Source organism: Flavobacterium sp. UBA7680 (genome assembly GCF_002482975.1).
In the GTDB taxonomy this organism is placed as follows: domain Bacteria; phylum Bacteroidota; class Bacteroidia; order Flavobacteriales; family Flavobacteriaceae; genus Flavobacterium.
In genome coordinates this window covers 71473-96254 of sequence record NZ_DLHA01000036.1, presented here as the reverse complement: position 1 = coordinate 96254, position 24782 = coordinate 71473, and the positions used below count along the sequence as shown (strand labels likewise).

Here is a 24782-nt window from a genome sequence, read left to right as displayed (position 1 = left end):
TTATGGCCAAAAAATACAATGATTTCTTACGTATAATTTTATTTTTTGTTTTTTTATCATTTTTGCCTCAAATAGTAAATGCTCAATGTGCAGGGGATGATGCAGCTTTCACTGTTTGTGATATTCCTAATCCTAGCAGCAAAACAATAAATTTATTCTCACTACTAGGCGGATCTCCTGTTGCAGGTGGAGTCTGGAAAGATGATAATTCTTCCGGCGGACTAAATGTAGCAACTGGAATTTTAAATGCTCAGTTAATTAGAGCAAGCGGTGTATACCGTTATACTTATACTGTTACAGGAAATACTGGTTGTGTTGATAATTCTGCAACTGTTACAGTAACAGTAGGGGGATATTCAGGTGTTACTTCTCCTAATTTTTCAGTTTGTAGTTCTGTAGTTAATTTTAATCTTTTTCAGGCTTTTAATGGTGTTGAATTGGGACCACAGTCTAATGGACAATGGCATAATGATACGACAAATCAATATATTGGTTCTTCAGTAAATGTTGAAAATTTAGAAGGGGATTTTTATTTCACATATACTATGCCTGCAATTGGTACTTGTCCTGCAATGTCTTCAACAGCAGTTATATCTGTTTTTAGAGCTCCAAAGTCGGGAAATTCAATACCATTAGGTTTATGCGCAAGTGATGGTTTGTCAGCTTACACCAATTATGATTTATTTTCTTTAATTTCCGATTATGATGCTGGGGGTATGTGGGTTGAAGCTAACGGAACTAACGAATTAACTTTTACAGGCGATCATAATATTAATATTGAAAAAATATATAATACTTACGGGCCGGGTAATTATAATTTTACTTACAAAGTGCCTTCTAGTGATTTTGTTTGTCCAGATGATCAAACTACAGTAAGAATAAGTCTTGAAAACAAGCTAGATTTTACAGGTGCAATAGTAGAAGTTAATTCAGATATTTGTGAAACAGAAATCCCCACAGCTTCTTATACAGTGACTATTACCAGAGGACCGACAGCTATTCCGAATGGATTATATTATGTATCCTTCAATGTTTTGGGATCGAGTACAATAGAAACAGTTTCTGCTACTTTTGCAAATGGTGTTGCTACATTTCCCATTAAATCAGATTATTTCCAAAGAGCTGGTAGTTTTAAAGTAAATATCTTAAATATATTTTTGTCCAATAGTGCAAGATTGTGTCAAAACATTATAAATAACTTATCAGATAATTTGATCATTTACCCAATTCCAGATTTAACAGGAGCAGTAATTAGTCCTGCGGTAACTTGTCAAAATCAAGATGCTCTAATTCAAATTTCAAACGCTGTAAAGCTGGCTGATGGAGATTATGATATAGTGTATAAATTATCAGGTGCAACAAATGTCTCTTCACAAGTAGCAAGAATTACAGTGTCAGGAGGAAATGCAACTTTTGTTGTACCAGAAATATTTAATTCAAGAAGTGGTACTACTACTGTAACTATTACAGCAATTACACATGTAGTTTCACAATGTGTTAATGCAGCCAATTTATCTGGAGAGATTCTTATTAATCCTCTGCCAAACGGATCACTTTTAAGATTTGAGATTCCAATTGTTTGTTTTGGCGAAGCTGTGAGAGTTAATGTTTTTGGATTACAGACTTTAACGGACGTTACTTTATCTTATATTTTATCAGGAAAAAATACGTCTAATATCGAAACGGTTAATTTAACTGCAGAAAATGGAAGTGCAAGTTTTGTTGTTCCCGCTTCTTTATTGATCAATTCTGGTAATACAATAATTTCCATTGTTAAAATAAAAAACAATACTACAACCTGCGAAAATGATGTAACAGGAATATTTGGTACATTAATATTAAATCCAATTCCAGCTGCACCATTAGTAAATGATCAGGCATTTTGTAAAAGAGATCAATCGACTGTTGCAAATTTACAACCTCAGGGTGCTCAATATAAATGGTATATTTCTGCAACCGAAGTTACACCTCTCCCAAATACTTATGTTTTAAAATCGGAAGATTATTTTGTTAAGGAAACTTCTGCAGCGGGTTGTGTATCTCCTGCAGCTCAAATTACCGTAACAATTAACGATGTACCAGCGCCATCTTTAAACCAGGATGGGCAAAATTTTTGCGGCTTAGACAATCCTACAATTCTTGATTTGTCAAATAATACAGGATCTCCTTCAACAGTTGTTTGGTATGATGCACCAAATAATGGAAACCTGCTTTCGGCTACAACTCCTTTAGTCGATAAAGCAACTTATTATGGATTTGATTTTTCGCCGACACTAAATTGTGTTTCACAAGAAAATATTGCCATTACGGTTTCATTAATAGTTTGTGATTCTCCGGAATATACATTTTTTGTTCCCGACGGATTTTCTCCAAACGGAGACGGAATTAACGACACTTTTACTATTCCGGATATCGATTTTTTATACCCAAATTATTCGTTAGAAATTTTTAACAGATATGGAAACGGAATGTATAAAGGCTTTAAAAATAAGCCGGCTTGGGATGGAATAAATTACGAACAAAGTGGAATTGGCGGCGGAATAGCACCAAACGGAGTATATTTTTACATTCTCTATTTTAATAAAGACAATAGACCCCCACAACAAGGACGTCTTTATTTAAATCGATAATTTTTAATATAAATTTCAAATGAAAAAAATAATACTCTATATAACTTTCTTCTTCTATATAACATCAGTTTCCGCGCAGCAGGATCCTGAATACACACATTATATGTACAATATGAGTGTGGTGAATCCTGCATATGCAACCGGAGTTCCAGCTATGATGAATTTTGGCGGATTGTACAGAACACAATGGGTTGGGGCAGTTGGTGCGCCAAAAACTTTCACCTTTTTTGGTCACACGGCGATTTCAGATAAAGTCGAAGCCGGACTCTCCTTTATATCAGATGATATTGGTGATGGTGCTAAAAAAGAAAACAATATTTACGCTGATTTTGCATACGTTCTAAAATTGGGAGGAAAAAATAAACTTTCTCTTGGTCTAAAAGCTGGATTATCATCAATGCAAACCAATTTCAATGGATTTAAATTTAATGATCCTGCGACTGATATGGCTTTCGCCGAAAACATAAATGCGACTAAACCTAACATTGGAGTAGGGGCCTATTATTTTAGAGACAATTTATATGTTGGGCTTTCTGTGCCTAACTTATTGAAAACAAAATATATTGAAGAAAAATCGGGAGTAAATGCTTTTGGAGCTGAAAACATCCACACTTTTCTAACCGCAGGATATGTTTTCCAGGTAAATGATATGTGGAAAGTGAAACCTGCGTTTATGACCAAATTCGTAAAAGGAGCGCCAATTTCAATAGATTTAACAGCGAATGTTTTGTATAACGAAAAGTTTGAACTTGGTGCAGCTTATAGAATAGATGATTCGGTAAGTGCATTGTTTAATTTTAATGTAACACCTACTTTAAGAGTTGGTTACGCATACGATTATACACTTACCAATTTAGGTCAGTTTAATTCGGGAACACATGAAATTATGCTGCTTTTTGATTTGGATTTATTAGGTAAAGGATTTGATAAATCACCAAGATTCTTCTAAAATGAAAAATATGAAAAAACTACTCGTTATTATATTCGTATTTTCAATACAGTTTATAAATGCTCAGGATCAGGAATTGATTAGAGCAAAGAAATTTTTTGATAGAACATATTACAGCGAAGCTATTATTTTATATGAAAAATTAGCCGAAGAAAATCCATCTCAGGAAGTCATAAAAAACCTTGCAGATTCCTATTATTATACAAATGATTTAGTAAAAGCACAGCGTTATTATCGTTTGTTGTTTCAAAATTATAAAGACAATTTAGACAGAGAATATTATTTTAGATATGCTCAGACATTAAAAGCAACAAATGCATACAATGATGCAAATAATGTTTTAAAAGAATATTATACAAAATCATCAAATCCCGAAGATGCTGCTAATTTCGAAAAAGACGTTAAAACTCTAGAAAATGTTTCAGCAATTGGAAAACGATTTGACATTAAAAATCTGCCAATAAACACACCAAATTCAGAGTTTGGAGCTGTAAAATACAAAGATAATTTGGTTTTTGCAGGCGTTAAATTAAAACCGGGAATATTCGATAAAAAGTTTAAATGGGATGGCGAAACCTACTTGAATTTGGTTACAGTTCCGTTAAAAAATATTAATGCAGCAGATTCAATTACGCATTATTTTGCCAAAGAATTAAAAACTGGAATGCACGAGTCAAATGCCATTTTTACAAAAGATGGTAAGACAATTTACTTTACCAGAAATAATTCTAAAAACGGAAAGAAAAAGAAAGACGACAAGAAAATTTCAAATCTTCAGATTTTCAAAGCTGAATTAGTGAGTGGAAAATGGACAAATATAACATCATTACCTTTTAACAGTCCAAATTATTCGGTAGAACATCCTGCACTTAGTGCTGATGAAAAAGTGTTATATTTTGCTTCAGATATGCCGGGCTCAATAGGTTCATTTGATATTTATTCGGTAAATATAAACAAAGGAGCATTTGATACTCCAAAGAATTTAGGTTCCGAAATTAATACCAATAAAAGAGAACAGTTTCCTTTTGCTTCCGCAGATAATAAACTTTATTTTTCTTCGGATGGACATTTAGGATATGGATCTTTAGATGTTTTTGTTTCTGAAATAAACGGAAACGAATATTCAAAACCAATAAATATCGGACTTCCGTTAAATTCAAACTTAGACGATTTTGCATTCAATATCGATTCTGAAACTAAAGAAGGATATTTTGCATCAAATAGAGAAGGAGGAAAGGGCGGCGACGATATTTATCAATTTAAAGAAACTAAAGATTTAATTGTTGAAGATTGTCATCAGTTGATTGCAGGTATTATTACAGATATCGACACTAAATTGGTTTTAGAAAATGCTACCGTAATCTTGCAGGATTCAAATAATAAAACCCTGAATACAGCAACAACTTCTGCAGACGGAAAATTTAGTTTTAGAGTTCCTTGTGAAGCTTCGTATAAAGTTTCGGCTTTTAAAGAAAAATATACAAATGAATCTAAAACGGTAACTTTAGATAATATCAGAGATAAAGAAAATGACGCTTCTTTAGCATTAAAATCTTTGGAAAAAATCAAACTCGAAGAAAAAGAAAATGCCGAAAAGAAAAGACAGCAGGAAATTATTATAGAAGAAGAAAACAAGAAAAAAGAAGTTATTGCTGCTGTCGAATTAAAGCAGAAAGAGAAAAAAGCAAAAGAAGCTGAAATCGCTGCTGCAGAAATTAAAAAGAATGAAAAAGTAAAACAAATTTTAGAGCAGGAAAAAGATGTTGTTAGAGATAAAGATCGTTTAATTATCAAAACAGATCCAATTTATTTTGATTACAATATGTGGTACATTCGTAAAGAATCAAAAGTTGTTTTAGGAAGAGTTGTGGCATTGATGAATAAATATCCGGGAATGGTAATCGAAATAGGTTCGCACACAGATTCACGTGGAAATGCAAAATTCAATGAAAATTTATCTCAAAAAAGAGCCAATTCAACCAGAGAGTTTATCATTCAATCAGGAATTGATGCAAAAAGAGTTACTGCTAAAGGTTACGGAGAATCAGTGCCAATTATAAAATGTAAAACCGATGAAGCGTGCTCTGAAGAAGAACACGAATTAAACAGAAGATCTGAATTCGTAATTAAGAATTTATAATTTTTTAAAGTCATACCAAACCCGACAGGTTTTAAAAATCTGTCGGGTTTTATTTTTATAGAAAAGTTTCCTAAAATCTTTTTGTTGCCTTCTTTTTTATTTAATTTTATAAAATAACCTTGAAACAAAATATTGAAATATGAAAAACCTAGTTTTACCTTGTCTGCTAGTTATCTGCATTGGATTTCAAAGCTGCAAAAATGAAGAAAAACAAAAACAGGCAGAAGCAGCAAAAGCTGATGCTGAAATAGTTGTAAAAACAGAGTGTTATCAGGCCATATATGAAAAAGATACTCTTCAACTAAAGCTGAACACTTTAAAAAATGGAAAATTAAGTGGAAATATGATTATGAAAGTTGCACCTTCAACCGTAAGAACGGGTGAAATTAAAGGCGAATTTCATGGAGATACTTTATTTGCAGATTATACTTTTAAGGATTTAGCGACTAAAGATAAAACGTTTAAAAATCCTATGGCATTTTTAAAGAAAAACAAACAGCTTATTTTAGGAAACGGAGCAATGCAGACGACAATGGGAGTTACCTATTTAGTAAAAGACCAGCCAATCGATTTTGATCAAGTAAAATATAAATTTGATGCAGCTGAATGTGCTGTGAAGAAATAAAGAAGATTGCTAAACCCGACAGGTTTTTAAAACCTGTCGGGTTTAATTCAAAATAAAAAAAAGCCGTTTCTAAATTTAAGAAACGGCTTTTAATATTTATTAGATTTAATTTTTGTTATAAAACTTCACCTTTAATTTTTAAGGCAACGCGGCCATCAGGATAATTTACAGCATTGGTTTCAACGGTAATTGTTTTACGAATTGGGCCAGCAGCCATGTTATATTTAACATCAATTTTTCCTTTTTTACCAGGCATTACAGCTGCTGCAGGTTTTGTAACAACTATAGAACTAACTGTCGATTCTGCACCAATAATTAACAGCGGTGCATCGCCGGTGTTAGTAAACTCAAAGGAGCGAACTCCATTATCAGTCTTAGAAATTTTTCCATAATCAATTGTATTGTCCGGGGCTGCAAATTCAATTTTTGGGCCATTTTGTGCATAACCTATTGCGCTAAACAATACGACAGCAATAAAAGAGGCAACATTTTTCATCTTGAAATTATTTTTAAGTTGTAAGTAAATATACATTCTTTTAATTAACACACAAATTATTAATTCGCTTTTTATAGTGTACTTAATTATTTACTTTTGCTGTCAATTACAATTACAAAAATTGAACCAAAGTTTTTGGTTTATTTGTTTAACTGTTTAATCGTTTAGAAGAATCATTCGAAACGATTGACAAATAAACAAATTGACGATTAAACGAATTAACGATTAAAACAACCTATTTAAATGACAATTCCAGCACAATTTGACGCTAAGACGATTGAGAACAAATGGTATGATTACTGGATGAAAAACAACTATTTTCATTCAGAACCAGATCATAGAACGCCGTATACTATTGTAATTCCGCCTCCAAACGTCACTGGTGTCTTGCATATGGGACATATGTTGAATAACACTATTCAGGATGTTTTAATTCGTAGAGCACGTTTAAAAGGTTTCAATGCATGCTGGGTTCCGGGAACGGATCACGCTTCTATTGCAACTGAAGCAAAAGTTGTGGCTAAATTAAAAGCAGAAGGAATCAATAAAAATGATTTATCTCGTGAAGAATTTCTTGCGCACGCTTGGGAATGGACGCATAAATATGGCGGAACAATTCTTGAACAACTTAAGAAATTAGGGGCTTCATGCGATTGGGAACGTACTAAATTTACAATGGATCCAGATATGTCGGCAGCTGTAATTCATTCTTTTGTTGATTTATACAACAAAGGTTTAATCTACAGAGGATACCGAATGGTTAACTGGGATCCGGAAGCTAAAACGACTTTATCTGATGAAGAAGTTATTTATGAAGAACAACAAGGAAAATTATTTTTCTTAAAATATAAAATCGAAGGAACTGAGGAATTTTTGACCATTGCCACAACTCGTCCGGAAACTATTTTTGGAGATACCGCAATTTGTATCAATCCAAACGACGAGCGTTTTACACATTTAAAAGGTAAAAGCGCAATCGTTCCTATTTGTGGTCGTGTAATTCCAATTATCGAAGATGAGTATGTAGACGTTGAATTCGGAACAGGATGTTTAAAAGTAACTCCTGCACACGATATGAACGATAAAACGCTTGGAGAAAAACACAATCTTGAAATTGTAGATATTTTTAATGAAGATGCTACATTAAATAGTTTCGGATTACATTATCAAGGAAAAGACCGGTTTGTAGTTCGTACTGAAATTGCAAAAGAACTGGAAGAAATTGGAGCTTTGGCGAAGACCGAAATCCATTTAAATAAAGTAGGAACATCTGAAAGAACTAAAGCCGTAATCGAACCAAGATTATCAGATCAATGGTTTTTGAAAATGGAAGAATTGGTAAAACCAGCCATTAAATCGGTTTTAGAAACTGGAGATATTAAATTACATCCAAAACGTTTTGAAAACACTTATGCGCATTGGTTAAACAACATTCGCGATTGGAATATTTCTCGTCAGTTATGGTGGGGACACAGAATTCCTGCCTATTATTATGGCGATGCAAAAGAAGATTTCGTAGTTGCTGAAAGCATCGAAGACGCTTTAAAATTAGCACAAGAAAAAACTAACAATCAACAATTAACAATCGACAATTTAAAACAAGATGTTGATGCTTTAGATACTTGGTTTTCTGCATGGTTATGGCCAATGTCAGTTTTTGATGGTATTGTGAATCCTGAAAATGAGGATTTCAAATACTATTATCCAACAAACGACTTGGTTACTGGTCCGGATATTTTATTTTTCTGGGTTGCCAGAATGATTATTGCGGGTTATGAATATACTGGTGAAAAACCTTTTACAAATGTATATTTAACAGGTTTAGTACGTGATAAACAACGTCGTAAAATGTCTAAATCATTAGGGAATTCTCCTGATCCTTTAGATTTGATCGATAAATTTGGTGCCGATGGTGTTCGTGTAGGATTGCTTTTAAGCGCTTCTGCAGGAAACGATATTATGTTTGATGAAGAATTATGCCTACAAGGAAAATCGTTCACAAATAAAATCTGGAATGCCTTCAAATTAATTAAAGGATGGGAAGTTTCAGAAACAATTCCGCAGCCGGAATCATCAAAAGTGGCAATCGAATGGTACGAAGCGAAACTACAGCAAACGTTAGTTGACATTGAAGATAATTTTGAAAAATATAGGATTTCAGATTCTCTTATGGCAATCTATAAATTGGTTTGGGATGATTTCTGTTCTTGGTTCTTAGAAATGATTAAACCGGCGTATCAACAACCAATCGATAAAGCAACGTTTGATAAAGCAATTGAAATGTTAGAAAGTAATTTAAAATTACTTCACCCATTTATGCCTTTCTTAACGGAAGAAATCTGGCAGTTAATTGCTGACAGAACTCCAGAAGAAGCTTTAATTGTTTCGACTTGGCCGGAATTAAAGCCATTCAACGCTAGTTTAATTTCTGATTTTGATAATATTACAGAAGTAATTTCTGGAATTAGAACCATTAGAAAAAGTAAAAACATTGCGATGAAAGATGCTATTGAATTAAAAGCAATCAACAGCGAAAATCTAACAACGCATTTTGATTCAATCGTAACGAAATTAGGAAACGTTTCCGCTTTTGAATATGTTTCTGCAAAAGTTGACGGAGCATTATCTTTCCGAGTAAAATCAAATGAATATTTTATTCCAATTACCGGAGGAAATATTGATGTTGAAGCTGAAATCGCAAAACTGACAGAAGAATTGAATTACACAAAAGGATTCCTGAAATCTGTTGAAGCAAAACTTTCAAACGAAAAATTCGTAAACGGAGCTCCAGAAAAAGTTTTAAATATAGAGAAACAAAAACAAGCCGATGCTTTAGCAAAAATTGCTACAATCGAGCAAAGTTTAGCTGGTTTGAAATAAGAATCAGATTTCTATTAATTCATAAAATTAAACCCGACAGGTTTCAAAAACCTGTCGGGTTTGTTGTTTTTATACGTATCATTTTACGAAAAAATATTTTCATTTTTTAAATTTTATATCTCAAAAATGATATAATTTTAATACGATTTCTATTAAAATAAAATCTCTCTTCTGAATGAAAAAAATTGTGTTGTTTGTGTTTATTTCTTGTCTTTTTTTAGGTTGTTCTAATAAAGTAGAAAACGTTGAAAAATCGTTTTATTTCTGGAAAAGTAATTCTTGGCAGTTATCTGACAATGAAAAGGCAAGAATGCACGATTTACAAGTTAACAAGCTATATGTCAAATTTTTTGAAGTAGATCATGATGAAAATTATGGAGATTTTCCTATTTCAAAAACATCTTTGCGTTATTATGGAGAACAAATACTAACTATTGTTCCTACTGTATATATAAAAAACGAAGTCTTTAAAAACACCAATGAAAAAAGAATAGATACTTTGGCAGATAATGTAAACTTTCTTATAAATAAATACACGAAAGAGAATTTTGAGAAGGCTAATACTGTTACTGAATTTCAAATGGATTGCGACTGGACTTTAAAAACTAAAGACAATTACTTCTATTTTTTGAAGAAATTAAAAGCGATTTCTAAAAAGCAAATAAGTTGTACATTACGATTGTATCCTTATAAATATCCTGAAAAAATGGGAATTCCGCCGGTCGACAAAGCAACTTTGATGTGTTATAACTTAGTAAACCCGCTGGAAAATCATTCTAAAAATTCTATTCTGGACCTTAAGGAATTAGGTCTTTATCTTAATAAAGAAAAAAAATATCCGTTGCATCTCGATATTGCATTGCCCACTTATTCCTGGATGCAGGTGTATCAGAATAATAAATTCTCAAAAGTAATTTATGACAATCAGAAGGAAATTTTAGAATCATTAAAAAAAATAAAACCATTGTGGTATGAAGTCACAAAAGACCAGCTTGCAGGCGATTTTTATTTGAGAATAGGGGATAAAATTAAATATGAAGTATTGACTCCCGAACAAATAAACCAAGCCATTGAAATTATCAAGAAAAATGTTGTTTTTGATCCTGAAACAACTGTAACATTATTTCATTTGGATGAAGAACAATTAAGCAAATACAACGATGAAGCACTTTCTGGTTTTTATACTAATTTTAGCAAGTAATGCTATTTTTGCCTGCGGATTTTATCCTTATGGCGAAGATGTTCGTTTTTCGTTTTTTAATCCGGAAAACTTCAACTATTACTGGTATTCTGGTTTTGATTATTCTTCAGACTCTTTTGGTCCAAATCAAAAGTTTGCAGATGGAATAATAAAAATGGATGCAAATGAAAAACTTTGGATGCAATATTGCAGAAACAAAGTTTCTCTAGAATCGATAAAAGAGGTTTTGTTTGATTTTACTTTAGAAGATATTGCAGATAAAAGTACAAATGAAATGCTTCGTTATCTATATAAAATCAAAGATATTGACGCTGTCAATTATTTGAAGTTTGCCAAAAAATGCGAAGTTTTTAATATTTTTAATGAAAATCTTTGGGAGCATAATCCTGCATCATTAAAGGTTGAAAACAGAACAAAATGTATTGATGAGGCAATTTTGGTTTCAAATTCAATTAAAAACAAAAACCTTAAACAACGATATACTTTTTTAGCCATACGATTAGCGTATTACAATGGAGATTTTCCAAAAATCAGAACTTTATATACTAAGGTTTTCGAAACTCAAAAACAAGATAATATATTAAAATATTGGAGTTTGTATTTCAGGACGTTTGCAGAACCAAACAAAGCTGCTGCTAGTTTTTATGCCTCGCAGGTTTTTGCAAATGCACCGGATAAGCGTTTTGTAGTTTCATCTGCATTTAATTCACAAATTCCGATTGAAGCAGTTTTAAAATACGCCAAAACAAATAAGGAAAAAGCAAATGTTTATTTACTTGGTGGAATAAAAAAAGCAGACCGTTCGCTTAATTATCTAAAACAGGTTTATAAATACAATCCTGAATTGGATGGACTTTCATTTTTGCTATTAAGAGAAGTCAATAAAATTGAAGACTGGGTTTTTACACCTTATTATTCTCTTTTTAATCCATCGATAGTATCTTATGATGAAAATGAAAAGAATTCGGTCAAGGAAATTATGAAACGTGTAGAAAGGGACCGAATTTATGCTGGTGAAGTATTGGATTTTATCAAGAACCTTAATTTAAAAAAAGTACAAAATCCTATTTTTTGGAAAACTTGCAAAGCTTATTTGTCATTTGTAACAAAGGATAATCAGGGTTGTTTAAATCAAATTTCACAATTAGAGAAAAACATACCTAAAAAAGATTCACTTTATAATCAGATTGAGATTATTAAAGCTTTGGCATTAACAGCAAATCAAAAAAACGAAAAAGCAGTTATTCTGAATGATGTTAAACCTATTTTGCTAAAAAATAAAAATCACAAGAAATTTTTATTTGCTATTGGAAGAGAATTAGAATTTAAAGGAAATCGAATTGATGCTTCATTTCTATATTCGAAATTAGAGGAAAATCCAGATAATTATAATTATTATAATTTCGCTTATTGGAAAAGCTCAAAGGCGAAAGTTGGTTACTACACAGATTATTATTCGGACTATTTTACTTATATCAATGTTTTTTATTCTCCGGAACAAGTTCAAACCATAATTGATGAAACTCTAAAAAGTGAAAAAGATTCAGATAAATTTTCTGCTTGGAAACATAGTTTTATTAAAAAAGAAATTCCAAGACTTTACGATTTAATAGGCACAAAATACATTCGTCAGAATAAATTAGAACAGGCTTTGTTTTATTTTGAAAAAAATGATAACAAATCATATAGAGAAATTAATTATTCTGATTGTTTGTGGGAAAAAGAAAATTGTGACTATAGATTAAAAGACCCTTTTCTTGTTTTAAAATACACGCCAGAATTTGTTGTGCAAAAAAAAATATTTAGGTTTGATAAATATGCAATAACTCAAAAATTAATTTTGTATTTAAAACAAGCTTCAAATCCTGTAGAGAAAAATAAAGATTATTATAATTTTTTGGTTGCCAACTGCTACTATAACATGAGTATTTATGGAAGCCTTTGGCAAATGAGACGTTACGGACAAGGAGAAACAACTGATATTAGAGATTTTCCTATTGAAGATAACAATGAATATTATGAATGTAATCTGGCAAAAAAATATTATACACAGGCGTATAAAAATGCTAAAACAGCTAAGTTTAAAGCTTTGTGTCTAAGTATGATGGCCAGGTGCGAGGCAAATAAATTAGCTCATAAATATCCAGATGATTATAATAATCCAAAGAAAAATTATGAAACTTTTCTTTGGAATAAAAATAGATACTATAAGGATTTGGAATTAAATTATGAATATGATTATGAAAGGTTAGCTTTTGGTTGTAATGCCTTTGAAGACTATTTTAAGGCAAGAAGATAAATGATTAAACCTAACAGTCCCGAAGACTCGGGATAAAACCTGTTAGGTTTTTTTATGCGCAATATTTACTTTTTCTTCTTCAAAACCAAAAACAAAGGATAAGAAACTATAGTAATTCCAACGATAACAATAAAGCTTTTAGGATCGCTGTAAATAAAACCAGCCAGTAAGGCGATTGATGCGATAATTGCAATTATGGTTGTCCATGGATACCAAAATGAACGATAAGGTCTTGGTAAATCTGGTTCAGAAGTTCTTAGTTTTAAAAGTGAAAAATAAGCCAATCCCCAAACAATAATGGAGATAAAAGCGGCGAATCCAAACAAAACCTCAAAAGAACCTACAAAAATAATTAACAATAAACTGAAAAAAGACGAAACCAAAAGCGCCACAATTGGAGTTCCGCCTTTATTTACAGTAGTTCCCTTTTCGATAAAAAAACCATCGCGGCTTAATCCGTAAAGAATTCTTGGCGGAATCATCATAAAAGCATTCAAAATACTGATTAAAGAGAATATTGAAATTACCGTAACAATAATAGCGCCGTTTTCTCCAAAAAGAATTTTAGCAACATCGGCGGCAGCCAGATTGGATTTGGCTAAAGTTTCAATTGGTAAAACATGAAAAAAGGCCGCATTTACCAAAACATAAATCGCAACAACAAGCAAAACACCGCTGTATAATGATTTCGGAATATTTTTACCAGGATCGTCATTTTCTTCTGCAAAAAAGCAAACGGCATTCCAGCCATTATAGGTTCCAATTATTAATTGCAATGATTTGAAAAATCCAAATACTAAACCAATTTGAAAGAATGAATTATCCGTTTTTATAGGCGGAATTTCAACGCCTGAATACATAAAGCAAGCTACAACCAAAGCGACAAAACAAATCACTTTCAAAAAACTTGTAATCTGCTGAATTACGCTTCCGTTTTTTACACCGCTTAAATGAATCAATACAAAAGCCGCCAATAAAGAAATTGCCATTACAGTTGAATAATTAGCAAGAGCGGGAAACAAAATGACCATATATTCACTGATTACAATACAGTAAAATGCCGGCGGAATGGCATTTGTAATATAATCAAACCAACCGGATAAAAATCCTGCATATTCGCCAAAAGCTCTTTTGATATAATTATAAGATCCTCCTGCTTTTGGTAACATCGTTGCAAGTTCGGCATACGAATTAGCGCCAAATAAAACATACAAACCGCCAAAAAGCCAGGATGCAAGAATAAGCCAGTAATTATTTAATAAATCTGCAATCGAGCCTGGCGTGCGTAGGATTCCAACACCAATTGTTCCTCCAATTAATACGGCAATATTAAAACTTAAGCCTAAACTTTTCTTTAATTGGTTTTTTGTAGAATCAGACATATTTGGGTTTTGCGATTTAGAATGGTTTATACGAGCAAAAGTACTTATAAAATGAGACACATTTTTTAACAAAACAAAAAACCTCACCTTTTGCAAGATGAGGTTTAAAGTTTCCAAAAACATTCTAATTTATAATAATCAGAAAAATGCTGAATGGAAAAAATCTAATTCAAAATTTTAGAATTTATAACGTAAACTTGTCATTACCTGTCTTGGTGCAATTGGGTTTACACTGTAATTTTCGTGAACGGTATAATTCAATTCGTTTGTTATATTTGATAATCGGCATAAGATGGAGAATTTTTTCCATTCATACCCAAGAGAAGCATCTACAGTAACATAACCTTCCAAAGGAATATCACGATCTCTAATTGTTACCGTATATGTTTTTGGATTGGTTGAAGGTGTGTTTTCTGTCCATAAATAATCATCATTCCAACCTCCTGTACGATCTCCAACATAATTTCCAATCGCTCCAAAAGTTACTCCTTTTAATAAACCGCTAGGCAATTTGTAGAAAAAACTCAAATTAGCAGTGTTTTTTGGAGTTCTTGCTAAAACATCTCCAACAACAAGGCTTCCGCTTGTACCAGATGATTTAGATACTTTGGTTTCATTAAAGCTGTAACCAGCCATAATGTTCAAACCTTCTACGGGGGTCGCCGTAATATCTATTTCGACTCCTTTTCCTTTTGTAGCTCCAACTAATTCTTTTAGATTAGTATTAACGTTTTGTGTAACACCGTCTGATAAATATTGAGCTGTTTGTGCTAAATTATTATTGCTAATTTGATATAGTGTTACGTTAGTAGTCAAAAGACCTCTAAAAAAATCTTTTTTCACACCAACTTCATATTGATCTATAATAGATGGATCTAATGGTTTTGCATCTACTGTAGTTCCTGTATTTGGAGTAAAAGAGTTTGAGTAACTCGCAAACAACGATAAATCTTTAGTTGGCTGTACGACCAATCCTGCTTTAGGCGAAAAAGCTTTGTTTATAGTTTTTGCACCAGTTACAGGTATTGCATCTTCGTAAGCAGTTGTAATGACATTTACATTATTCTTTTTCTCAATCACTTCTTTTGTAGTGGTAACTTCACTTTGCTGCCATGACCAACGTAATCCTGCCAGAACTTTAATGTATTGATTAATCGAAACTAAATCTTGAAAATAAGCTCCAAAACGTTGTGTTTCTGTACTGGCTAATTGCGTAGTTCTTGTTGGATAAGGAATAACAGTACTTTGTGTGCTATAATCGTAAGTATATAAATTTATAGCCGTAGCTTCTGTTGTTAAAAGGTCTGCAGGTTTTCCAGGAGCATAAAATCCAAAAGTATAACTAGGTGCAAGAGAATTTTCATAATCCACTCCTGTAAATATTTGATGTTTAATGCTTCCGGTATTAAAATTTCCCTGTAGACTTAATTGGTCTCCAAATATTTGTTCGGCAGCATCCGCTTTTGTTAAACCACGTTTCCAGTTTCCATTTACATCAATTGTACTTAATTGAGCTGTAGAAGTTTGTGTTCTTCTATAAGATTGGTAAGAAGAATTAAAATTTAATTTCCAATTTTTATTAAAATCATGATTAAATAATAAAGAAGCGCTGGAAGATTTAGTGTTTGCAGTAGACCAAAGTGCTCCGAAGAATTCGTTACGAGGTAAGTCTAAAATTGTTTTTCCGTAAATTCCGGTTCCAAAATCCGGAGTCCAGTCAGCACTTAGATAATCTCCTTGTAATGTAATTTGGGTTTTATCTGAAAGATGAAATAGAAAAGAAGGGTTGATATAAATACGTTCGTTCTTTACAAAATCCCTAAAGCTTTCTGAATTTTCATAAGATCCTGTAAATCTGTAAGCAATAGATTTATTTAAAGGTCCGTAAAAGTCAACAGATGGTTTATAATAAGAGTAACTTCCGATTTGCATAGAAACCTCTCCACCGTTTGTAAATTTTGGCGTTTTGGTAACTAAATTCATGATTCCGCCAGGAGCAACATTTCCATACAATAAAGCTGAACCTCCTTTTAAAAATTCAACTTTTTCTAAAGAAGAAACTTCAGGTATAGAACCGGCATTATATCTAAAGCCATTTTTAAACATATTGTTAGCACTCATATCATATCCTCTTGAAAAGAATGATTCCTGCGCACCACCACGAGCAGATCCTACATAAACACCATTAAGGTTTTTTACTACTTCACTTAATCTAATTGCCTGTTGCTGTTCGATTACTTCGCTGCCAATAACCTGAACGCTTTGTGGCAAGTCCATTACTTTAATACCTGAACGTGCTGCTTCAACTGGTTTTTTAGGTTTATTTGCCGTAATTAATACTTCATTAAGAATTTCTCCTTTTTTGTTTTTTACGGTATCGGCTGCTGTACTGTTTTCTGTACTTGTATAGTTTTGGCTATAAGAAGAAGCAAAGCATAGTAAGGCTAAGAATGTAATTAAATTATGTTTCATGGTATTTATTTAGATTCAATAAAAATTATCGAATGCAAATATAGAACCTCAAATACCTTAACAAAAAATTATGAGGTGATTATCTTGCTTAAAGTTGTGTTAGTTTTATCTTAAGATTGGCTTAAGACTTGTTTTGTTTGAATTTTAATAGCTATATAAATCCTTAGAATTAAATAAACCTTTAAATAATTTATTTAGTTGATTTAGAATTTCTTTCCTAATATTTTTAGTGCAGTTTAATATGTCTTATTCTGATGTTATTTAGACGTTTACGATCAATTTTTTGTTTACTTCTGGATTTAAATTGCGAGCTAATTTTAAAAATAATGATGAAAAAAATTTGTGTTTTATTTATTTCGATCCTAACTGTTGGATCTATTTTTAGTTCCTGTAATAGTGACGAATTTGTTGAAAATGAAAAACAGAATGAAATTCTAGATGTTGCAGCACCTGGAACATTGCAGTGTGATTTTGATAATAAAACTTTTGTTTCTACATCTGTACAAGCATTTGTTGGAGATAACTATGTTTCAATTACAGCATTGCGTTCAACAAAAGGAGATCGTATTCAAATTATTTTGCCGTCAAATAAACTAGGAACATATACATGGAAAAGTGGAGAAAAAGGTGGTTTTGCAATAACGTACAGTCCTATTTCTACAGAGTATAGTTCTTTTATTAGCGGTTCAAAAGAAACTATCGATCATGATTTTGGAGTTTCAGATTACGAGGATACAGCAAGTGTAACGATAACTGCTATTGATGCAAAATCAAAAAAAATATCAGGTACATTTCAGTTCACGGGAGTAAGATTTGATTTGGACGCATTATTAAGAACTAAAAAAATTACTAACGGTTCTTTTAATGAAATTACTTTTAAAGATGATACATCTGTTTTAGGCAATAACAGTTTTGCAGCAAAATTAGACGGAGTTAATTTTAATCCTACCAATATAAGTGGAAGTTTGATTTCTGGATATATTACTGTAGTTGCTAAAAGCAGCGATTTTATAAACATTAAAATAAAGATGCCGTCAACAATAAAAGGAGGAGGTAATTATAATTATAGTACAGTATCTAATGAAGACGATATTTTGATAGAGTATAATGATGAAAAAGTGAAAAAGAATATGTTTATTTTAGAAAAAGGAACGATTGATATTTTAAGTCATGATACTGCCAGAAAAACAATCATAGGAACATTTACAGCATCTTTTAAACCCACTCAGCCAGATAAGAAACATGAAATTACTGATGGAGTTTTTAATATTTCTTATTAAATATAAAACTTCTGAAAATGAATCAAAATCCGCTATTATGCGGATTTTTTTATAAAAAAACCTTGCCCAAAAAGAGCAAGGTTTAATCGAAAATTAAAATCTAAAAAAGGTTTGAAAATTATTTAACGGCAATTAAATAGGTAGCCATTTTCCAGATTTCATCGTATTTTTTGCCGTTATGGTCTCCAGAAGATTTATCAGTATGAGCATATTCTACCATGTAATTTCCTGACCAGATTGGTGTAAAAGAAAATTCACCTTTTTCATTTGTCCATAATTCTTTTTCCCATCCGTTTGGAGCAATTACTTTAATTTTAGTTTCTTTAGCTATAGCTCCGTCGTAAGATGCAACTCCTGTAATCTTAGAATCTTTTTTGGCAGCATCTGCATTTTCTGAGAAAACAGCAATTTTATTCGTGTTAGATGCAATACTGTTTCCTGCATTTTTATTTCCAACTACAACAGTTGCGCTTGAGTTATAATCTAGTTTCATTGTACCGTAAACATCTTTTACTGTATGCTGCATTACGATGGTATAAACTCCGTCTTCATCTGGAGTAAAAAATGCCTGATATTTATTATCTAAGGCTTTTGAAGTAAGTTTTGTTTCTTTTTTTGATGGAGAAACCAATACTAAAGTAAAATCTTTTAAATCAGAGAACCATTTGTCTGCTTTTGTAATATCATTTTCTGAAAATTCTCCAAAATAAATTGAAATTTCCTGTGCTTTTCCTTTTGTTCCGGTTGCTTTTGTTTCGATCCAAAGTGCGTGAGCAAAAAGTTGAGGTGCTGCAAAAAGCATTAAAAATGCAAATGTTATTAATTTAAAAGTTTTTGATTTCATGATAATAAGATTTAAAATTAATATTGAAAAAATCCTGATAAACACTCAGAATTTTTGATTTATAGGTTATTATTTTGTGTAACAAATGTACTGTTTAATATTCGTTGCACAATGTTTATTTAGATCAATTATTAATAATATTTTTAAAATAATGTTACAAAGTTTTTAGAGTAATGAAAAAGGGACTAATAAAAATTAATCCCTTTTTTGATATTTAATTAGAATGAAATTGAGCTGTCACCCTGAGCGAAGTCGAAGGGCTTTACTGTGCGGAGGGCTTCGACTTCGCTCAGCCTGACAATGCATTCGATTTAGCTCAATCTGTCAATTTTTTAGAATTTATAAGCAAAACTCGCTACAACATTTCTAGGTTTTTGAGGATTTACTGTCGACCAGCCTCCATTGAAGTAATCTTTGTTTGCAATATTATTTACATTGAAGCTTATGCGGAATTTATTTGAATTGTAAAAAACAGATCCGTTTATAATCGTATATGCTGGTAAAATGAATTTTCCAGTTACAGAACTATCTAAAATAGCATTATCGCTAGCATAATTTCCTCCAAAACCAATACCGAAATTTTCTAATAAACCTTCGTCAAATTTATAAGTTGCCCAAAGATTTACTAAGTTTTTTGGTCCTGCCCAAAAAGGTCTTTGCCCTTGATCCAACCAAACATTTCCTTGATCTCCTTTTGTAATTTTACTATCATTGTAACTATATCCGGCAATAATACTTAAACCTTTTACAGGGGCAGCATTCAAATCAAATTCAAAACCTTTGCTTCTTGCTTCACCGCCTTGTGCGCTGTACATTGGGTTGCTTGTCACTAAATTAGCAACGTTAATAATATAAAAACTTGCAGTTGCCGTTAATTTATCTGAAAATAAATCAGTTTTTATTCCGGTTTCTAACTGATTAGCATGTTCAGGTTCAAAAGTTTGAGATCTGATAAAATTTCCATCATTATCATATATCGCCGACGGAGCTATATTTCTAAATCCGTTCATGTAATTGGCAAATACAGATAGATGGTCTTTAATAGGCTGATAAACAAGTCCAAATTTTGGTGACAAAGCCGTTTGGTTATAATTGTCATCGTTTGTTTTTACCTCTCCTTCAGTATCAAAATAATCAACTCTTAAACTTGCCATTGCTAATAAAGTAGGAGTGATGTTTAATACATCTGATACGTAAGCGCTGTAAGTTGCATCTTTAGAATGATAATCCGGTCCTGCTTCTGCAGCAAGAGCTTTATCTACAGATTCTACAGTTAGATAATTTGGATTAAGATCATCAAATTGTCTCACTTCTCCTTGTGCCGTAAGATTATAAAGTTTTGCATAACCCGTACCTCCAAAAGTTACGTCTCTTTTAAAGTAATCAAAACCAATAACAATACGGTTTCTCATAGGGCCAATTTTAAAATCGCCTGTAAAATTCTGCTGAATATCTGTCGTTGCAGTCTGCGATTTTTCTTTGGTAATCCAAAATCCAAAATCTTTGTTACCGTCTTCATTATCATAGATATAAGAGTAATAGCCGTTTGATTTAGAAGTTCCTCTTGAAAATACAGTTTGTGAACTCCATTTAGATGAAATCTTATAATTCATATGCGCCTGCAAATTGAATCGAGGATTTTTTATCGATAAATCATCATTGTAAAATGACAAATTGGTATTGTAATTTAACTCCGCCAAATTAGCATATTGCAAAGGTGCATCTCTTCCTAAAAACAACATTGACGGCGTTGTTTTTTCTTCCTGCATAAATTCTGTATTCAGTAAAAAAGAGAGTCTTTCATTTACTTTATAAGACAAAGTTGGAGCTATAAAATAAGAAGTTCGAAAACCGGCATCCTGAAAACTGTTTTCTGTTTGAAAAGAAGAATTAACTCTAAATAAAATGTTTTTATTATCATCCAGCGGTGTATTGATATCTGCTGTAGCTCTGTTTAAACCAAAGCTTCCAACAAGATAAGAAACTTCACCTCCAAAACCTTCGTAAGGTTTTTTGGTAACCGTATTAATCAGTCCGCCGTAACTAACCAAACTGCTGCCAAATAAAGTTCCAGATGGCCCTTTAATAACTTCAATACGTTCGATATTGGCAGGATCTAATGTTCCGCTAGTTAAACCCGGCAGTCCGTTTACGATATTCGCCTGAACTTCAAAACCGCGAAGCGAATAATAAGAACCTCCATCGCCGCCGCGTCCTGTAGATTCCCATAATTTCTGAATTCCGGGAACATTTTTCAAGGCGTCTTCATAATTCGTAATCGCTTGTTCTTTCATCAATTCAGATGAAACTATGTTGTAAACCTGTGGATTTTCAATGTTTTTAAGTGGAAGCTTCGAAACGTATGTACTTTGCTTAGGAAATGCTTTTCCTCTGTTAGTGGTAATGATAACTTCCTTTAATTGTTTGTTAGAAACGGTCAATTTTAAATTAAGAGAAGTTGTTTCATTTGCAGTTACATTTATTTGTTTTTCTAATGTTTCATATCCAGTTAATGAAACTTGCAGCGTGTAAGTATTAGGTTTTACGCGGTTAAATTCAAAAGCACCATCTTCATTAGTAATTGTGCCGTATTTTGAATTTTTAAGGATGATATTAACCCCAACGGCAAGTTCTCCGTCAGATGTAGTAATTACTCCTTTAATTTTACCTAAGTTTTGCTGTGCAAATACATTACAGCTGAAGAATAGCAGCAAACAGATTTTGGTAAGGATCTGTTTAAAGCTGAAATTTGAATAATTCATGGGATTTCTTTTTTTGGATACGTTTGTTATTTAGAATAAATAAAAACAATACAAATTTAAAAATTTTAATCTCTTTACCAACAAATACGGGACTTTTAAAGAAAATATTTTTAAAATTTAATGATAGAAATCTATTTTTAGAAAAATATAGGAGCATGGAATAAGAGTAATTGGAGGGAATAAAAGTGAAATTTACAGGTTTTTATTAAATGTAAAAAGGACAGTAATTCCCTTTAAAAGCTTTATTTTTGCAATCTGAAAAACAGACTTCATGATTTTACCTTTCTTCAAAAAAATACAAAATACACCTCGAGGATTTCGTATAGCAAATACTGTGTTTTTTTTCCTTTCCGGATTTGGCTATTCTTCCTGGGTATCGAGGATTCCGCATATACAGGCGCAATTGCATTTAAGCGAAGCTGAGTTTGGAGCTGTTTTATTTGCATTTCCAATTGGATTAATGCTTACAATGCCGTTTACAGGGAAGTTATTAAATAAATACAGCAGCCGTTATATTATGCTTTTAGGAGCGATTATGTTCAATATTGTGCTGTCTTTACCGGGTTTAGCTGCTTTTGTATGGCAGCTGGTAATTATACTTTTAATTTTTGGTGCTTCGCGTAATATTTTCAATTTATCGATTAATGCGCAATCTCTTGAAGTGCAGAAATTATATCCAAAATCGATTATAACCCGTTTTCATGCGGTTTGGAGTATTGCTGTTTTTTCAGGGGCTGGTTTGGGTTATGTGATGGTTACGCAGCATATTGCACCATCACATCATTTATTAGGAGTAAGTGTTTTTATGCTGGCGCTTACGGCTTGTTTTTATCCGTTGAGTATTCATAACGAACCTGTACCGGTTAAAAAGAAGTTCTTTTCGATGCCGGAAAAAAATCTTGTCAAGTTTGCCCTGATTTGTTTTGTTTCGATGGCTTGCGAAAATACGATGTATGACTGGAGCGGAATTTATTTCGAAAATATACTAAAAGCTTCACCAAAATTAACCAGCGCAGCGTTTGTATTTTTTGCTACAGCGGTAACTTTAGGACGTATATTTGGCGATTATGGTGTAATGAAATTTGGAACTAAAAAAATTCTGCTTTACAGCGGTATTTTAATCACTGTGGGTTTTGCTCTTTGTTTTATTTTGCCGTATGCTTATCCAACTATTTTTGGTTATGTTTTAATAGGGTTTGGGGTGTCCTGTGTGGTTCCGTTAGTGTTTAGCATTGCCGGAAGATCTTCGAAACTCAGCAGCGGTTCTGCCTTAACTTCTATATCTACTATTGGTTATCTTGGGTTTTTATTAGTTCCGCCAATGGTTGGTTTTATCTCTGAATATCTAAGTATGAAATGGGCGTTTTTAATAATGGCGCTTTTAGGTATTCTGATGATTTTTATGGTGAATAAGATAGGGGAAAATGAGTAGTTTTTTTGCTGGTTGATTTGTAAACTGGACTGAAGTCCAGCTCTACAAAATTTATCGAACCTCCGGTTCTTTTGATATTGTGAAAATTTAGGAGGAATGAATTATATTGCAGCAAGGGATTTCAATTCCTTTGGAATTGAAGTAGAAAAATTAAACCTTAAAGATTATTCTTAGTTTTGATTTGGATCAAAATCATACATAAAATCATTCAATTGTCCATCTGAACTTTCCAGACCTACAATATCCATTAATTCTTCAAAATAAGTACAAATCCTTTCACGATTTTCAGTATCCAATTTGAGATAAATTTCTGAAAATCGATTAAGTCCAGTTTTTATTGCATTTTGATAATCTTCATCTGTAGGATTGTTTGATTCTGCAACCTTTTTGAAATCATCTGCCGCTGAATTAATTTTTTCTGTCAAAATTGGTTTTAATTTTTCATCACCAATTCCTGGATAAAAAATGGTATTGTCTGGTAGAAATTTTTCTTTGTTTTTGAAATTTTCAAATTTAGGCATAGCATCAGTTGATGTTTTCATTTTAGTTTGTCCACAAGATAAAAATGAAAGTATTACGCTTATTAAAAGTAACCTTAATTTCATTATTATTTCTTCGTCATAACAAACTTCTCTGAACTGACTTTCCCATTTAATTTCCCGGAAATCTCAGCAGTTAAAGTATTATTTGCACCTTTTGTATACGTTATTTTTTGAGGATAATCGTGTTTTGTGTTTTCAAAAACCAATTGTTTGTCTGATTCTGCAGTTGATGGAAAAGCTACGGCTTTATCTTCGTTTTGTCCTTTTACGGTTGCGAAATAGGTTAGGGTTTCGCCTTTTTGAGCCAAAACAATAGTTTCAAAATGCAAAGTATCTTTTCCTTTTATATAATAAGAATAAGCATTGAAAGTACTGTCGTTTAGTTTTTCCCAGTTTTCAGTTAAAACACCGTCTGGTGAAGTATTTTCCCAGTTTCCAATAAGCCAGTCCGCGATTTTGATTTTATCTTTTTCAACAGATTCCTTTTTCTGGCAAGAAATAACAGCTAATACAAGCGCTAAAAGAGTAATTTTCTGAAACATATTTATGAGTTTTTGATCTTAAATGGAAGCACTAAAGTATGAAAAAAATTGTTGCCACAAATTACACGAATTTTCACGAATTTATTTTTGAAAAACTGGAAATGTTTTGCCACAGATTTAAAGGATTAAAATGATTTTGTCTCACGCAGATTCTGCAGATTTAGGCAGATTTAATTTTGATTCAGAATTATATAAATCTGCGAGTATCAGCTTAAATCTTTTCAAATCTGCGTGAAAATAAATTCGTGAAAATTCGTGTAATTCGTGGCGAAAAAGAAAAAAAATCATTTTAATCCTTTTAATCTG

Annotated in this window: 16 protein-coding genes; 9 read left to right on the top strand and 7 right to left on the bottom strand. The window is 32.1% G+C overall.

What is annotated here, in order from left to right; genetic code table 11:
• The first annotated feature begins 2 nt into the window (after nucleotides 1–2).
• From B3C18_RS17240 to B3C18_RS17225, 4 genes are all read left to right on the top strand, one after another.
• Nucleotides 3–2630, top strand: coding sequence for a gliding motility-associated C-terminal domain-containing protein (locus B3C18_RS17240; RefSeq protein ID WP_291149348.1), 2628 nt, complete (start codon nucleotides 3–5; stop codon nucleotides 2628–2630).
• A gap of 19 nt (nucleotides 2631–2649) precedes the next feature.
• Nucleotides 2650–3579 (top strand): PorP/SprF family type IX secretion system membrane protein, encoded by a 930-nt coding sequence (locus tag B3C18_RS17235; RefSeq protein WP_053470973.1) that lies wholly within the window; start codon nucleotides 2650–2652, stop codon nucleotides 3577–3579.
• Nucleotides 3580–3589: 10 nt separating this feature from the next.
• Nucleotides 3590–5719: an OmpA family protein gene (locus tag B3C18_RS17230; protein WP_291149347.1), complete on the top strand. Its 2130-nt coding sequence runs from the start codon at nucleotides 3590–3592 to the stop codon at nucleotides 5717–5719.
• Nucleotides 5720–5858: 139 nt separating this feature from the next.
• On the top strand, nucleotides 5859–6344 hold the full coding sequence (locus B3C18_RS17225; protein ID WP_291149344.1) for a hypothetical protein: 486 nt from the start codon (nucleotides 5859–5861) through the stop codon (nucleotides 6342–6344).
• A 115-nt stretch (nucleotides 6345–6459) separates the two neighbouring features.
• Here the strand turns inward: B3C18_RS17225 and B3C18_RS17220 are convergent, their stop codons facing one another.
• On the bottom strand, nucleotides 6460–6840 hold the full coding sequence (locus tag B3C18_RS17220; RefSeq protein WP_053471178.1) for a DUF1573 domain-containing protein: 381 nt from the start codon (nucleotides 6838–6840) through the stop codon (nucleotides 6460–6462).
• Between the two features lie 243 nt (nucleotides 6841–7083).
• Here B3C18_RS17220 and B3C18_RS17215 point away from each other — a divergent pair, with 243 nt between their 5' ends.
• The 3 genes from B3C18_RS17215 to B3C18_RS17205 all read left to right on the top strand — a co-directional run bounded on the left by B3C18_RS17215 (nucleotide 7084) and on the right by B3C18_RS17205 (nucleotide 13220).
• Nucleotides 7084–9720 carry a valine--tRNA ligase gene (locus tag B3C18_RS17215; RefSeq protein WP_291149341.1) on the top strand — a complete coding sequence of 879 codons (2637 nt, stop codon included), beginning with the start codon at nucleotides 7084–7086 and terminating at the stop codon, nucleotides 9718–9720.
• A 175-nt stretch (nucleotides 9721–9895) separates the two neighbouring features.
• A complete protein-coding gene (locus B3C18_RS17210) occupies nucleotides 9896–10921 on the top strand; it encodes a hypothetical protein (protein WP_291149340.1) in 1026 nt (341 codons plus the stop codon).
• Nucleotides 10881–13220, top strand: coding sequence for a hypothetical protein (locus B3C18_RS17205; protein ID WP_291149338.1), 2340 nt, complete (start codon nucleotides 10881–10883; stop codon nucleotides 13218–13220). Before B3C18_RS17210 ends, B3C18_RS17205 begins: the two co-directional genes overlap by 41 nt.
• A 65-nt stretch (nucleotides 13221–13285) precedes the next feature.
• Here B3C18_RS17205 and B3C18_RS17200 read toward each other — a convergent pair whose 3' ends face one another.
• Nucleotides 13286–14602 (bottom strand): APC family permease, encoded by a 1317-nt coding sequence (locus tag B3C18_RS17200; protein ID WP_291149336.1) that lies wholly within the window; start codon nucleotides 14600–14602, stop codon nucleotides 13286–13288.
• Nucleotides 14603–14779: 177 nt separating this feature from the next.
• Entirely contained in the window at nucleotides 14780–17074 is a 2295-nt protein-coding gene (locus B3C18_RS17195) for a TonB-dependent siderophore receptor (protein WP_291149333.1), read from the bottom strand.
• A gap of 326 nt (nucleotides 17075–17400) precedes the next feature.
• Between B3C18_RS17195 and B3C18_RS17190 the strand changes: the two genes are divergently transcribed.
• On the top strand, nucleotides 17401–18354 hold the full coding sequence (locus tag B3C18_RS17190) for a DUF6252 family protein (protein WP_291149331.1): 954 nt from the start codon (nucleotides 17401–17403) through the stop codon (nucleotides 18352–18354).
• 118 nt (nucleotides 18355–18472) lie between these two features.
• Here the strand turns inward: B3C18_RS17190 and B3C18_RS17185 are convergent, their stop codons facing one another.
• Both B3C18_RS17185 and B3C18_RS17180 read right to left on the bottom strand, forming a co-directional pair.
• Nucleotides 18473–19198: a DUF4198 domain-containing protein gene (locus B3C18_RS17185; RefSeq protein ID WP_291149328.1), complete on the bottom strand. Its 726-nt coding sequence runs from the start codon at nucleotides 19196–19198 to the stop codon at nucleotides 18473–18475.
• A 332-nt stretch (nucleotides 19199–19530) separates the two neighbouring features.
• A complete protein-coding gene (locus tag B3C18_RS17180; RefSeq protein ID WP_291149325.1) occupies nucleotides 19531–21960 on the bottom strand; it encodes a TonB-dependent receptor in 2430 nt (809 codons plus the stop codon).
• 271 nt (nucleotides 21961–22231) lie between these two features.
• On the opposite strand from B3C18_RS17180, the gene B3C18_RS17175 reads away from it, so the two are divergent.
• On the top strand, nucleotides 22232–23392 hold the full coding sequence (locus B3C18_RS17175; protein WP_073482855.1) for an MFS transporter: 1161 nt from the start codon (nucleotides 22232–22234) through the stop codon (nucleotides 23390–23392).
• A 170-nt stretch (nucleotides 23393–23562) separates the two neighbouring features.
• On the opposite strand, the gene B3C18_RS17170 is transcribed toward B3C18_RS17175, so the two are convergent.
• Nucleotides 23563–23934 (bottom strand): DUF4844 domain-containing protein, encoded by a 372-nt coding sequence (locus B3C18_RS17170; protein WP_291149319.1) that lies wholly within the window; start codon nucleotides 23932–23934, stop codon nucleotides 23563–23565.
• A gap of 65 nt (nucleotides 23935–23999) precedes the next feature.
• Nucleotides 24000–24476 (bottom strand): DUF6265 family protein, encoded by a 477-nt coding sequence (locus B3C18_RS17165; RefSeq protein WP_291149316.1) that lies wholly within the window; start codon nucleotides 24474–24476, stop codon nucleotides 24000–24002.
• Between the last annotated feature and the right edge of the window lie 306 nt (nucleotides 24477–24782).